This window comes from Stenotrophomonas sp. GSD10, from assembly GCF_056172695.1.
Window position 1 is genome coordinate 2397812 of sequence record NZ_JAOCMC010000002.1, and the last position, 13408, is coordinate 2411219.

The 13408-nt window shown below is 66.8% G+C and carries 11 protein-coding genes and 4 pseudogenes; 3 read left to right on the top strand and 12 right to left on the bottom strand.

Going from position 1 to position 13408, the window contains the following annotated elements:
* Positions 1–51: 51 nt before the first annotated feature.
* From N4G47_RS11310 to N4G47_RS11340, 7 genes and pseudogenes are all read right to left on the bottom strand, one after another.
* A complete protein-coding gene (locus N4G47_RS11310) occupies positions 52–267 on the bottom strand; it encodes a hypothetical protein (protein ID WP_005410085.1) in 216 nt (71 codons plus the stop codon).
* A 265-nt stretch (positions 268–532) separates the two neighbouring features.
* Positions 533–987 (bottom strand): annotated as a pseudogene (locus tag N4G47_RS11315) (hypothetical protein).
* Positions 984–1187, bottom strand: coding sequence for a PspC domain-containing protein (locus N4G47_RS11320; protein ID WP_107233155.1), 204 nt, complete (start codon positions 1185–1187; stop codon positions 984–986). Before N4G47_RS11320 ends, N4G47_RS11315 begins: the two are co-directional and overlap by 4 nt.
* Positions 1188–1251: 64 nt before the next feature.
* Positions 1252–1620: a YfeK family protein gene (locus tag N4G47_RS11325; protein ID WP_475287189.1), complete on the bottom strand. Its 369-nt coding sequence runs from the start codon at positions 1618–1620 to the stop codon at positions 1252–1254.
* 48 nt (positions 1621–1668) lie between these two features.
* Positions 1669–2736 (bottom strand): class III poly(R)-hydroxyalkanoic acid synthase subunit PhaC, encoded by a 1068-nt coding sequence (phaC, locus tag N4G47_RS11330; RefSeq protein WP_475287191.1) that lies wholly within the window; start codon positions 2734–2736, stop codon positions 1669–1671.
* On the bottom strand, positions 2733–3812 hold the full coding sequence (phaE, locus tag N4G47_RS11335; protein ID WP_475287193.1) for a class III poly(R)-hydroxyalkanoic acid synthase subunit PhaE: 1080 nt from the start codon (positions 3810–3812) through the stop codon (positions 2733–2735). The genes phaC and phaE overlap by 4 nt, the downstream gene beginning before the upstream one ends.
* A 22-nt stretch (positions 3813–3834) precedes the next feature.
* Entirely contained in the window at positions 3835–4449 is a 615-nt protein-coding gene (locus N4G47_RS11340) for a CDP-alcohol phosphatidyltransferase family protein (RefSeq protein WP_107233150.1), read from the bottom strand.
* 343 nt (positions 4450–4792) lie between these two features.
* Here N4G47_RS11340 and N4G47_RS11345 point away from each other — a divergent pair, with 343 nt between their 5' ends.
* A complete protein-coding gene (locus N4G47_RS11345; protein WP_475287196.1) occupies positions 4793–5443 on the top strand; it encodes a class I SAM-dependent methyltransferase in 651 nt (216 codons plus the stop codon).
* Between the two features lie 31 nt (positions 5444–5474).
* Here N4G47_RS11345 and N4G47_RS11350 read toward each other — a convergent pair.
* The 5 genes and pseudogenes from N4G47_RS11350 to ppsR form a co-directional block, all read right to left on the bottom strand.
* Positions 5475–6841, bottom strand: a pseudogene (locus N4G47_RS11350) (MATE family efflux transporter).
* 118 nt (positions 6842–6959) lie between these two features.
* Positions 6960–7588 (bottom strand): annotated as a pseudogene (locus N4G47_RS11355) (DUF2239 family protein).
* Between the two features lie 146 nt (positions 7589–7734).
* On the bottom strand, positions 7735–8223 hold the full coding sequence (locus tag N4G47_RS11360) for an NUDIX hydrolase (protein WP_295569753.1): 489 nt from the start codon (positions 8221–8223) through the stop codon (positions 7735–7737).
* A gap of 42 nt (positions 8224–8265) precedes the next feature.
* Positions 8266–8775 (bottom strand): DUF1249 domain-containing protein, encoded by a 510-nt coding sequence (locus N4G47_RS11365; protein WP_107233146.1) that lies wholly within the window; start codon positions 8773–8775, stop codon positions 8266–8268.
* Between the two features lie 149 nt (positions 8776–8924).
* Positions 8925–9745 (bottom strand): annotated as a pseudogene (ppsR, locus tag N4G47_RS11370) (posphoenolpyruvate synthetase regulatory kinase/phosphorylase PpsR).
* A 143-nt stretch (positions 9746–9888) separates the two neighbouring features.
* Between ppsR and ppsA the strand changes: the two are divergent.
* Complete coding sequence (gene ppsA / locus N4G47_RS11375; protein WP_475287199.1) at positions 9889–12267, top strand: phosphoenolpyruvate synthase; 2379 nt, start codon at positions 9889–9891, stop codon at positions 12265–12267.
* A 137-nt stretch (positions 12268–12404) separates the two neighbouring features.
* A complete protein-coding gene (locus N4G47_RS11380; protein WP_475287201.1) occupies positions 12405–13301 on the top strand; it encodes a mechanosensitive ion channel family protein in 897 nt (298 codons plus the stop codon).
* Positions 13302–13408 lie beyond the last annotated feature (107 nt).

Here is a 13408-nt window from a genome sequence, read left to right on the forward strand (position 1 = left end):
TGCCGGCGCGGGCGCGCGATGGTGGGCGCGCCCTGCCGCGTGTTGCGAAGGTCAGCGGTAGTGGCGGGCGGCGCGCTGCATGACGATCTCGTCACGCATGCCTTCCAGGGCCATCAGGCGGACCTTGCCGACACCCTGCAGTTCCATGAACCGCTCGGTGTAGAACTCCGGCCCCAGCGCGGTGTCAGCGCGCGATTTGCTGAAGCCGTAGGGCACCACGCCCTTCTCGCCATCCTTGCTACCACCGACATAAAGAACAATTGCCATGTGATGTATTCCTCCAAATTGCTACTGCGTACTGCACTCGATGAGCGATGCTGCGAGCCCATCGAGGGAGAGCTTACCGCGTCGAACCTGACTGGAACGTCACGCAGCCTAATGACGATCGGTTGCATGCAGATGACTGCGAATTCGCAGCAGAATGCTTACGAATCTTTAACTTTCAGCTAACGAACCGCCCTCAGCCACGTAGAGTCGAGCTTGCTCGACTGCTCGTACGGGCCGCAGAAAAAGCAGTCGAGCAAGCTCGACTCTACGATGGCCACCAGCCGTGGCCGAAGCGGGCGTAATGATCCGCCGCGCGCTCGAACGGGTTGCGCGCGCTCACCCCGCCACACAGCAGATACACCGGCAGGTACAACGGCCCCAGCACCAGATACTGGTAGACGTGCGCCCGCTCATGGTCATCCAGGCGGATCAGCGGCTCCACCCCCACCCTGCCTGGTGGGCGTAGGTCCGGCACGACATGCCGAGGTCGTGCCCGGTGTGCAGGATCACGTTGCCCAGGGTGATCGCACCGCCAGGCCCCCACGGCCACCGGTCAAAAACGACAGCACAGTCGGCACCGCTCCAGCGCGGTCTCGCCCCGCCGAGCATGCCCACCAGTCCACCCAGCAGTCCGGCCAGCGTGTTGGGCAGGGTCCAGGCCGCGCCCAGCACCTGCAGCGCGCGCAGCCAGACCGGCCACGGTCGTTGGGAGGCGTTCAATCGGCCTCGTTGGGGATCAACAGCCACAGGATCAGATAGACAAGAATGCCCGGGAACGCGGCCGAGGCCACCGATACCAGCACGTAGATCACCCGCAGCAGCGTGGGGCTCCAGCCAAAGCGGTGCGCGATGCCGCCGATCACGCCGGCAATCATGCGGTCGTTGAGCGATCGCGACAGCGTCCTGGGCGTGGTGTTCATGGCGGCGTCTCCTGGATATCGGAAAGAGCAGTCGAGCAAGCTCGACTCTACATCGCCCCCGTGTCTACGGCGTGCGTTGGCGCAGGGCCTGCAGACGTGCGCCAAACCAGGCCGCTGCCGTCTGTTCAGGCTGCCCGGGGCACTGGATGCGGTAGGGCTTGCCACTCATGCTGCTCTGGCTGGCGGCACGCTCGATGAACTGCTCGGCGCTGTCCACCTGGTTCTTCTTCAGCAGGTAGTCGTACTTGCGCTGCAGGTGCGCGCGCGCATCGCTGCCGTCGTACCAGCTGCCATTGCGCTGGAACCGGCATTGCGAGCCGTCCAGGCTGCCGATCAGCTGGGCGATCTCGCGCTGCGCCTGTGGGCCGGGGGCGGCGTGGGCCAGTGGCGCGGCGAGCAGGATGGCCAGCATCAGGAGAGGGTTTCGGGACATTCCGGGTTCCATGGAGTCGAGCAAGCTTGAAGTCGAGCAAGCTCGACTCTACCGGTCGCGGGCCTTCAGCCAGCCATCGATGGTGGCAGGGACTTCGCGCTGCGCGCGGCCTGACACGTAAATGCCGATGTGGCCGCCGCAGAAACTGGACTCGGTGTAATCGTCAGTGCCCAGGCGTCCACGCATCGCGCGCGAGGCGTCCGGCGGCACCAGGTGATCCTGCTCGGCGTAGATGTTCAGCACCGGCAGGGTTACCTGCGACAGATCCACCGCCTCCTCGCCGATCCGCACCGTGCCCTTCATCAGCCCGTTGCCCTGGTAGAACTGCTTGATGAAGTCACGGAACGCCTCACCTGCCAGGTCCGGTGAATCGAAGATCCACTTCTCCATGCGCAGGAAATCCTCCAGCGCCGCCTTGTCATCGAGGATGTCGAGCAGGCCGACGTACTTCTGCACGTTCAAACGGAACGGCTTGAGCATCAGGTAGCTGGCATTCATCAGGTCGGCCGGGATGTTGCCCAGCGTGTCCACCAGCAGGTCCACGTCCACCTGCTGTGCCCAGTGCGAGAGCATGTTGTCGGCGGTCTGGAAATCGACCGGGGTGACCATGGTGATCAGCTTGCCCAGCTTGTGCCGGCGCAGCGCGGCATAGCACAGCGCGAACACACCGCCCTGGCAGATGCCGAGCAGGTCCACCGGCCCGCCACTGCGTGCGCGCAAGGCGTCCACCGCGCCGTCGATGTAGCGCAGCAGGTAATCCTCCAGGGTCTGGAAACGCTCGGAGCGGTCCGGGTAGCCCCAGTCCAGCACGTACACGTCCTGGCCCAGCGCCAGCAGCTTCTGCACCAGCGAGCGATCGGCCTGCAGGTCCACCATGTACGGCCGGTTGACCAGTGCGTAGACGATCAGCAGTGGCGTGCGGCGGGTCGGCGCCTGCTCACCGACAAAGCGGTACAGCACCACCTTGCCGTCGCGCCAGACTTCCTCGCGGGCGGTCACGCCATAGTCCACGTCTTCCACCTGCGGCAGCAGCTTCAGCCCTTCCATCAGCTTGCGCTGCATGGCCAGGGTTTCCTGCATCAGATCATCGGCGTTGAAGCCCAACGGTCCTTTCATCGGTTGCGGGCCCGCGCGGAAACAGCGGGTGCCCGCTTCTTCGCCGGCGCCTTTGTCGCCGCGCTCTTCTTCGCAGGTGCCTTCTTTGCCGGCGCAGCCTTCTTCGCGGCCGTGCGCGCTGCTGGCTTCACCTTCGCCGGCGCCGGCTGCGCCACCGGATCCACCGCAGCGGTTCCGGCCAGCACCGCCACTTGCGCCTGCAGGCGGCGCAGGCTGCGCTCCAGCTCGGCGATGCGGCGATGTGCGGCATCCATCTCGCTGCGCGTCGGCAGGCCGATACGTTCACTCATCTGTTCCACCTCGCGCTGCAGGCCGGCGCGCAGGCGCATCTGCGCGTTGCCCAGGGAGGCGTACACCTGCTGGAACGGTTCGGACATGGCGACCTTGGCGTAGGCTTCCTCGGCCACTTCGATCCACAGATCGAACATCGCACGGGCGCTGGTCAGCTGGCTGCCGGGCTGTTCATGCTCGGCCAGGCGCTGCTCGAACAGGGCAAAGGCCTCGTCCAGCGCCTGCTTGATCTGATCGACATAGGCGCGCGAATGCTGCTGGTAGTCCTCCTGCGCCCGCAGCAGCGCCTGCCAGCGCGCCTGGTGCTCGCGGCCGGGGCCGAATGCCGGGCTCTGCAACCACGGGCCGGCCTGCAGCTGGAACTGCTGCAGCCACGCGGCAAATTCGGGCACGGCGGCACCGGCCTGGGTACTGCCCCGGGCGCCCTGCAGCATCCACTGCAGCATGCCCTCGCCCTGCCCCTGCACCGCCTCACGCCAGGCCTGCGCCACTTCGGCACTGCTGGCATCGCGGCCGGCGAAGCGCGCGGCCACCTCCTGCATCGTGCCGTACCAGCTGCCGGCCTGCTCGCGGAAGCGGCGCACTGCATCTTCCGGTGCGCCCTGCCCTTGTTCCGGCAACAACTGGGCCCAGCCGTCAAACAGCCGCTGCCAGCTGCCGGGGTCGCCGCCGCCCGGCGCGGCGGGGGCGGTCGCATGGCGCAGCGCATCGCCCCAGGCGCCGAAGTACTGCCGGGCCAGGGTCTCGAAATCGCTGCTGCCGGCGTCGTGGGCCGAGCTGGTCATCGCAGGCCTCCGCAGAGCAGGTTCATGGCTTGGGAATACGCAGGGTCTTGCTGATCATCAACGACCCGGACAGCGCGAACAGCAGCACCATCGGATGCAGCTGCCACGGCCCGATCTGCCACTGGCCGAACCAGATGTCCTGGCCGATGGCATCGGTACCGGCGGCGATGGCCAGCACGATCACCAGCACCAGGCTGGTCGGAATCGGCGTGCCCTCGAAGTACTTGACCTTGCCCTCGTCGCCGGCCAGCGCCTCGGCCGTGACGTTGTAGCGCGCCAGGCGGCTGACACCGCAGCAGACGAAGTAGCTCAGCACCAGCCAGTCCCAGCCGCCCTGCATGCCGCAGGCATAGGCCAGCGCCGCCGGGGCCACGCCGAAGGAGATGACATCGGACAGCGAATCCAGCTCCCGCCCGAGAGTGGAACTGGACTTGCGCCAGCGCGCGATGCGCCCGTCCAGTGCGTCGAAGATGAAGGCCAGCGGGATCAATGCCATGCCGAACAGCAGATAGCCGCGCTCCCCATCCTGCAGGAAGCGCATCGCGGCAAACACCGCACCGGTGCCGCAGAAGGCATTGGCCAGGGTGAACCAGTCCGCCAGCTGGAATTCGCGCAGCATCGAGAAGTGACGTTTCATGGGGTCTCACGGAGCATCAAGGCCCACAGGTTACCGCGAGCGCCGCCGCTGGCGACAGCACCGGCACGGCGGCGCCTTCACCGCGCCCTCACTCCTCATCACCAGCGGTGAATTTTTCGCCACCCATCTTGACAGCCTAGGGGGTGGCGCCTGTCGTGGCTTATCCACAAAGTTGCCCACGCGTAATCCACACCCCCTGTGGACAACCAGATCTCACCGACTGCGACTCTGGACATTTCCTGATCACCCGGCAGCGGGGTTTACCTACTTCCCAAGCCGCCGGGACGGCGCTATGGTCGTCGGCGGACCCGCCGCCGCCACGTCCGATTCCTTGTGACGGACGATGATGATGCTGGATGCTTCCACCCTGGCCGCGCAGCTGCGACGGCCCCATGGCGACGCTGCACTGGCAGTGGCCGACTCGATGAACCGCAGCAACGGCGCGCTGAACCAGGCCGCGATCGGGCTGCTGGCGGTGGCAGCCGGCGAACGCATTCTGGAGATCGGCCCCGGCAATGCGGCCTTCGCGCCGCAACTGCTGCAGGCGCCAGCAAGCCAGTACCTGGGCATTGAACTGTCCGCCGCCATGGTCGAGGCCGGCAACCAGCGGCTGGCCAGTGCCGGCCTGGGCGGCCGGGCGGCGATGCGGCTTGGCGATGCCCATGCGCTGCCGGTGGACGAGGCCTCCATGGATGCCGCACTGGCGGTCAACACCCTGTACTTCTGGCCCAACCTGGCCCCGGTGCTGGACGAGCTGGCGCGCGTACTTCGCCGCGGAGGCCGGCTGTGCCTGGCGTTCGGCGATGCGGCCTTCATGCGCAGCCTGCCGTTTTCCGTCGATTTCCAGTTGCATGAACTGGACGCGGTGGAGCTGGCACTACGCGTGTCGGGATTCAACGTCTCGGCCTGGCGCAGCCACCGGGAAACCGCGTCGAGCAATGACGGACAGATGCGCGAGAAGCATTTCCACCTGCTGCTGGCACATCGGCGCTGAACCTGGCCGGCTGCCCCGCAGAGCGCCGCGGTCAGGCCGCTGCCGGCAACCGGCCGCGCCAGCGGGCGAAACAGATCACCTGCATCACCAGCATTGCCATCAGCCCCAGCGGCCACGCCCACCACAGGCCGGCCAGCCCCTGCCGCGCCTGCAGCCACATCGCCAGCGGCAGCTCCAGCAGCAACACGGCAACCATGCCCAGCAGTGCCGGCAACAGCACCGTGCCACTGCCCCGCATCACGCCGACCAGCACCGCACTGCCTCCCATCGCCAACACCCCCACACCACCGTGCGCAACTGCTGCGTGGCCAGTTCGCGCACGTCCGTGGCCGCCAGGATCAGGCCGCTCAGCCAGGGCGCCAGCGCCAGCACCAGCAGCACCACCACCGCCAGCATCGCGCCGCCGAGCAGCACGCCGGTGCGGGCGATGGCCGGCAGCCGTGCCGTACGCCCCGCCCCCATCGCATGCGCAGCGAGGACGGTGGCGGTGATGCCCAGCGACATCGCCGGCAACTGCACCCAGCTCATCAACTGGTTGACCGCGCCGTAGGCCGCCGTGGCGGTATATCCGTAGCGATTGATCCAGCCCAGCAGCACGATCTCGGCCACGGCCAGACTGAGCATCTGCAGCGAGGACGGCACGCCGATACGCAGCATCGAACGGATCAGTGCGCCATCAAAGCGGATCGCACGCAGCACTTCGCGCCCGGGTGCCAACGGGTGCCCCATCCGCTGCCAGCGCCACATCAGCCAGACCAGGGCCAGCAGCGAGGCCAGCGCCGCCGAGACGGCCGCACTGGCCGGGCCCAGCGACGGCAGGCCGGCCCCGCCCAGGATCAGCAGCGGCGTGCACAGCAGGCCAACGAGCGTGGCCAGCAGCAGCGCATGCAGCGGCGTTTTCGCATCGCCCACCGCACGGCTGACCGCCGTGGCCAGCCACAGCAGGAAGAACACCGGTGCCGCCAACAGCAGGACGCGCGCATAGACGATCGATTCGCCAAGGATCGGCGCGGGCGTGCCGAGGGCCACCAGCAACTGAGGCGCGAAGCCACCACCCACGGCCATCACCAGCACCGACAGCACCAGCACCAGCGCCACCGCACTACCGGCAATGGCGCGCGCCTGCTGCGGGCGGCCCGCGCCCCAGGCTTGGCCGATCATCACCATCGCACCGGTCGCCAGCCCCATCACCAGGGCCAGCAGCAGGAAGAAGACCGGGAAGAACGCAGCGGCCACCGCCACTGCCTGGGTACCGAGCAGATGGCCCAGGTAGATGTTGTCCAGTGTGCCGGCGGCCAGCTGCAATGCATTGGTCAGCAGCATCGGCAGCAGCAGGGTCAGGTAGGTGCGCCACAGCGGTAGCGCGGTCGAAGCGGTTGCAGGTGCAGGCGTGTTCATGGGTTTTTCCGGGCAAGGCGCCGCCCTGCCCGGCGTCTCCGCCAGCAAAGCAAGCACAGGGGAAGCGGGCCTTGGCCCGCGATCAGAGAGCGCGGCCGCTCAACGACGGCGCGGGGGCTCAGCCGTCGGCGCTGTCTACAGGTTCGTCGAAGGCCAGACGCAGCGCGTGGCGGCGCACGTCCCCGGGCCAGAGGCGCAACGCCACTTCAAGGCCTGCGCGGTCATGCGCGAACAGCAGGCGGATGGCCTCCTCGAAGCCCGGCAGGTCACCGGCGATGGTCTGCAGGAAGTGATAGGCACGCTCGGCATCGCGGCGCCGGCGGTCCTTGTCGGCACCGGCCCGGCTGGCCGCCTCCACCAGTTTTCGCAATGCCACCGAGGCCCCGCCGGGCTGCTCGGCCAGCCACGCCCAATGGCGCGGCAGCAAAGTCACTTCACGGGCCACCACACCCAGCTTCGGGCGGCCACGGCCACGCGGGGCAACAGGCGCGTCTTCCGGAGCGATTCCGGCATCGGCCTCCGCAGCCGGTGCAAAGGCGTCGGCCAGCCGCGCCAACAGTTCGGCATCGCTGCCGCGCGTGTCGAAATCACGGGTGCGGCCGGTGGCGTTGTCGAACACCAGCAGCGGGCCGGCGGCGTGGTCGGCGCGCAGCTGCTTCAGTGCCAGCGCGGCCACTGCCGGGGTACCGGAGGCGACCAGGCGATGGCCGTCGAAACAGCTGAAGGGGGAAGTGCGGACGCGGGCATGGCGAAGGCATCGAGGGCGATGCGTAAATACTGCCCGGGTAATTTGCGTGCGTCAATATTGTCCGGGTATTAATTTCCCGGAAGAGCGTGCCAACCAAGGTTGGCACCCACCCGTTTCGTCGTTGGCACCCAGCCGATTCGTCGGGTCACAGCCGGCTGTAGGACCAGCTGACCATGCGGCCGTCCTTGTACGGCATGACCCCATGGAAGGGGCGCGGGTCGGCGTCGAACACCAGCGGCAGGAAGTTGCGATCCCCCTCCCACATCGGCAGCGTGTCCAGCTTGTCCAGGTCCACCCACTCCAGCGTGCCTTCGTGGTTGCCACCGTGCGGGGTGCCTTCGAAGGTATCGATGACGAACACGAAGCCCAGCCAGTCCTCGCCGTGCTTGCCGAAGCCCGGCCAGCTGAGGGTGCCGCGCAGGCGCATGCCGGTGCAGTCGATCCCGGCCTCTTCCTGGATCTCGCGACGCATGCTGGCGGCCACGTCCTCGTCCGCTTCGATCTTGCCGCCCAGGCCGTTGTACTTGCCCAGGTGATGGTCACCGGGGCGGGTGTTGCGGTGGATCATCAGCACCTGGCGACGATCGGGCGAGAGCACATAGCCCAGGGTGGCGACGATCGGGGTATACGGCATGGGGCAGCATCCAGCAGCAGGTCAGCCGTGGATTATGGCCGATCAGCGCACCAGCGACAGGCGGCGTTCGGCAGGTGTGCCCGCGCCATCGGGGTCGCGGCGCAGGGTGGCCACGCCGTGGCCGCGCTCGGCCAGGTATTCCAGCCACTTGCCGAGGAAGGTGTTCATCCGCATGCGGTGGCTGATCAGCTCGGCCGGCGGCGGGTACAGGCCCATGGTGTCCTGCCAGCGGCGGCCCACATAGCAATGGGTGGTCTCGGCCTGGCGCGCGTCACGGTACAGCCGCACATAGGCCGACGGATCCGGCTCGCCGGTGACCGGGTCGGCCAGGTCGTAGGTCAGGCGCAGTTCCACCGTGTAGCGATGGCATTCGATGACGTCCAGGCGCACGTCCAGACCGTCGCCGATCGAGGAAATGTAGCTGCCCGCCGCCAGTCCGGCCGGTTCGAACAGGCGCACCAGGTGCCGGTAGTTTTCCGCATACAGCCCCATGAGCCAGCTCAACCGGCTCAGGCGGGGAATGCGATTGGTGCGGGGCAAGGCTCGGGCCATGGGTCGATCCTACACGTTGGTGCTTCAACGTGGGGGCGGCCATGCGCAAGCCAACCCCGGGGGTGTTGCGATCAGCCGGCCAGCGGCCGGCTCTACAGGGCCAGCATCCACGGGTAGTGCCGGTCGCTGGCCGGCAGCCCGGGAAAGGATCAATACAGCTCGCGCTGCAGCCCCAGCGTGGCCAGCACCTTGCTGGAGATTTCCTCGATCGAGGTATGGGTGGTGCTCAGGGTCGGGATCCGCTCCATCTGGAACATCACCTCGGCCGCGGCCACCTCGCGCTTGCAGGTGTCCAGGTTGGCGTAGCGCGAGTTCGGGCGGCGCTCCTGGCGGATCTGCTGCAGGCGGTCCGGGTCGATGGTCAGGCCGAACAGCTTGCGCCGGTAGTTGCGCAGGCGCGGCGGCAGGCGGTCGCTTTCCAGGTCCTCGTCGGTCAGCGGGTAGTTGGCCGCACGCACCCCGTAATGCAGGGCCAGGTAGATGCAGGTCGGCGTCTTGCCGGCGCGCGACACCGCCACCAGGATCACATCGGCGTCGTCGTAGTTCACCGCGATGCCGTCATCGTGGGTCAGGGCGAAGTTCATCGCATTGATGCGGCGGTGGTAGGTGTCGAAATCGACCATGCCGTGGGCCTGGCCGACCCGGGCCAGGCGCGGGCTGGCCAGTTCACGCTCCAGCGGCTCGATGAACGGCGCGAACACATCCAGCATCAGCGCCCCGCTGTCGGCCAGGATCAGGCTCAGGCTCTGGTCCACGCAGGAGTTCACCACGATCGGCCGGACCTGGTAGCGCTCCCCGCCGCCTGGATCCGGGCGCAGGCTTCACGCGCCTTTTCGGGGTCATCGACAAACGACATCCGGTCGGTAATGAAGCTGAACCCGGAGAACTGGGTCAGCAGGCTATGCCCAATGGTTTCAGCGGTGATACCGGTTCCATCGGAAACGTAGAACACCGGACGGATGGTCGACATGCGCGCTTTTACCCCTACGAAGCTTAAAAAGGCCGCCAGCACAAGCTTGTGCCGACGGTGCTCTGCCCGGCATCATATCGGCTTCTTCCTACGGACGCGGCCACTCAGCCCGCCTCGGGCGATGGCCAAACGGAGCATCGCGCTTGAACGAGAACATCCTGTGGTTGCACGAACTGCGTCTGGCCGATCTGGCCCGCGTAGGCGGCAAGAATTCGTCGCTGGGCGAGATGATCGGCAACCTGGCCGGTCTGGGCGTTTCGGTGCCGGGCGGTTATGCCACCACCGCTGAAGCCTTCAAGGACTTCATCGCGCACAACGACCTGTCCAAGCGCATCTTCGACAAGCTGGCCACGCTGGACGTCGAGGACGTCACCGCGCTGACCGCCGCCGGCAAGGAAATCCGCACCTGGGTGATCGATGCGCCGCTGCAGCCGCAGCTGGACCAGGACATCCGCAGTGCCTACGCCCAGCTGAGCGCCGACAACGGCGGCGGCGACGTGGCCGTGGCCGTGCGTTCGTCGGCCACCGCCGAGGATCTGCCGGACGCCTCCTTCGCCGGCCAGCAGGAAACCTTCCTCAATGTCACCGGTGCCGACGATGTCGTGCACAAGGTCAAGGAAGTGTTCGCCTCGCTGTACAACGACCGCGCCATCGCCTACCGCGTGCACCACGGCTTCAAGCATGAAGACGTGTTCCTGTCCGCCGGCGTGCAGCTGATGGTGCGTTCGGGCGTCGGTTCCTCCGGCGTGCTGTTCACCCTGGACACCGAATCCGGCTTCCGTGACGTGGTGTTCGTCACCTCCTCGTTCGGCCTGGGCGAAATGGTCGTGCAGGGTGCGGTGAACCCGGACGAGTACTACGTCTACAAGCCCACCCTGCAGGCCGGCAAGCCGGCGATCCTGCGCCGCTCGCTCGGCAGCAAGGCGATCCGCATGGTGTATTCGGATGTCCCGGGTGAGCGCGTAAAGATCGAGGACACCCCGGCCGAACTGCGCAACACCTTCTCCATCAGCGACGAGGACGTGCAGGAACTGTCCAAGCAGGCGCTGGTCATCGAAAAGCACTACGGCCGCCCGATGGACATCGAGTGGGCCAAGGACGGTGTCAGCGGCAAGCTGTTCATCGTGCAGGCGCGCCCGGAAACGGTGAAGTCGCGCAGCCACGCCACCCAGATCGAGCGCTTCGCGCTGACCGAAAAGGGCGGCAAGGTGCTGGCCGAAGGCCGCGCCGTCGGTGCCAAGATCGGTTCGGGCGTGGCCCGCGTGGTCAAGACCCTGGACGACATGAACCGCGTGCAGCCGGGCGACGTGCTGATCGCCGACATGACCGACCCGGACTGGGAACCGGTGATGAAGCGCGCCTCGGCCATCGTCACCAACCGTGGTGGCCGTACCTGCCACGCTGCGATCATCGCGCGCGAGCTGGGCGTGCCGGCCGTGGTCGGTTCGGGCAACGCCACCAAGGTGATCGAAGATGGCCAGCTGGTCACCGTCAGCTGCGCTGAAGGCGATACCGGCTTCATCTACGAAGGCAAGCTCGGCTTCGAGCGCACCACCACCGATCTGGGCAACATGCCGCCGGCACCGCTGAAGATCATGATGAACGTGGCCAACCCGGAACGTGCCTTCGACTTCGGCCAGCTGCCGAACGCCGGCATCGGCCTGGCGCGCCTGGAAATGATCATTGCCAGCCACATCGGCATCCACCCGAACGCGCTGCTGGAATACGACCGCCAGGACGCGGCGACCAAGAAGAAGATCGACGAGAAGATCGCCGGCTACGGTGATCCGGTCAGCTTCTACGTGGACCGCCTGGCCGAAGGCATCGCCACCCTCACCGCCTCGGTCGCACCGAATGCAGTGATCGTGCGCCTGTCGGACTTCAAGTCCAACGAGTACGCCAACCTGATCGGTGGCAGCAACTACGAGCCGCACGAAGAGAACCCGATGATCGGCTTCCGCGGCGCCAGCCGTTACGTCGACCCGAGCTTCTCGGCTGCCTTCGCGCTGGAGTGCAAGGCCGTCCTGCGCGTGCGCAACGAAATGGGCCTGGACAACCTGTGGGTCATGATTCCGTTCGTGCGCACCCTGGAAGAAGGCCGCAAGGTCATCGAGGTGCTGGAACAGAATGGCCTGAAGCAGGGCGAGAACGGCCTGAAGATCATCATGATGTGCGAAGTGCCGTCCAACGCACTGCTCGCCGATGAGTTCCTGGAAATCTTCGACGGCTTCTCGATCGGCTCCAACGACCTGACCCAGCTCAGCCTGGGCCTGGACCGCGATTCGTCGATCGTCGCCCACCTGTTCGACGAACGTAACCCGGCGGTGAAGAAGCTGCTGTCGATGGCGATCAAGTCGGCACGTGCCAAGGGCAAGTACGTCGGCATCTGCGGCCAGGGCCCGTCCGATCACCCGGATCTGGCCGAGTGGCTGATGCAGGAAGGCATCGAGTCGGTGTCGCTGAACCCGGACACCGTGGTTGATACCTGGCTGCGCCTGGCCAAGCTGAAGGCCAACGGCTGATGCACTGAAGGCCGCAGGCTGACGTCGTGTTCATCGGCGTCGGCCCATACTGCTGCTGCACGCAAGCCCCGCCTCTGCGGGGCTTGCTGTTTCTGGCGTCGATGGACGCCCTGCCCTTCGCAGCAAAGGACGTCCGCATGATCGCCGCCGCAGCACCCGCCGCCCCCGCCGCAACGCCCTGGTTCCACTCACTCGACTGGGAGCGCCTGCTGGAAACCTATGGCGTGCCGTTGCTGGCCGCGGTCGTCGTACTGCTGATCGGACTGTGGATCGCTCGCCGCATTTCCAACGCAATGCCGCGTGCCACCTCACGCATGGGCGTGGATCCGATGCTGGGCAGTTTCCTGCGCAACGTGGTCTACGCGGCGGCGCTGGTGATCGTGGTGGTGCTGGCGATCGCCACACTCGGCGTCCCGATCTCGCCGCTGCTGGCTGTACTCGGTACCGCCGGCCTCGCCGTTGGCCTTGCGCTGAAGGATTCGCTGTCCAACATCGCCTCGGGCGTGATGTTGGTGACGCTGCGTCCGTTCCGTGTCGGCGACGTGGTCACCATCGCCGGGCAGACCGGCACCGTGCGCGAAGTGCGTATCTTCCAGACGGTGCTTACCGGCGCCGACAACCAGCACACCACCCTTCCGAACACGCTGATCACGGCCGCCCCGATCATCAACCTGACCGCCGAACCGACCCGCCGCGTCGAACTGGTGATCGGCATCGGCTACGAGGACAACATCCAGCTGGCACGCGATACCGCGCTTGCCCTGATGAAGGCCGACCCGCGCGTGCTGCAGACACCGGCACCGGACGTGGTGGTGTACGAATTGGGTGCACACGCGATCAACCTCGGCATCCGCTGCTACGTGAAGTCGGCCGACTGGTTCGGCACCAAGGTCACACTGCTGGAGCAGTTGAAGCTGGGCTTCGACAAGGCCGGCATCAACATTCCGTATCCGCAGCAGGACATGCACCTGTACCTGCACGGCAAGGATGGCGGCGTGGTCGAGGCCGAGGCGCTGGTGCGCGACACGCCCTGATCCATGCTCTGGATGCCGGCCAGCGGCCGGCGCTACCTCCTCCTCGTGCACCCTGGCAATGCCGGCCAGCGGCCGGCACTACCTCTCCTCGTGCACCCTGGTAGTGC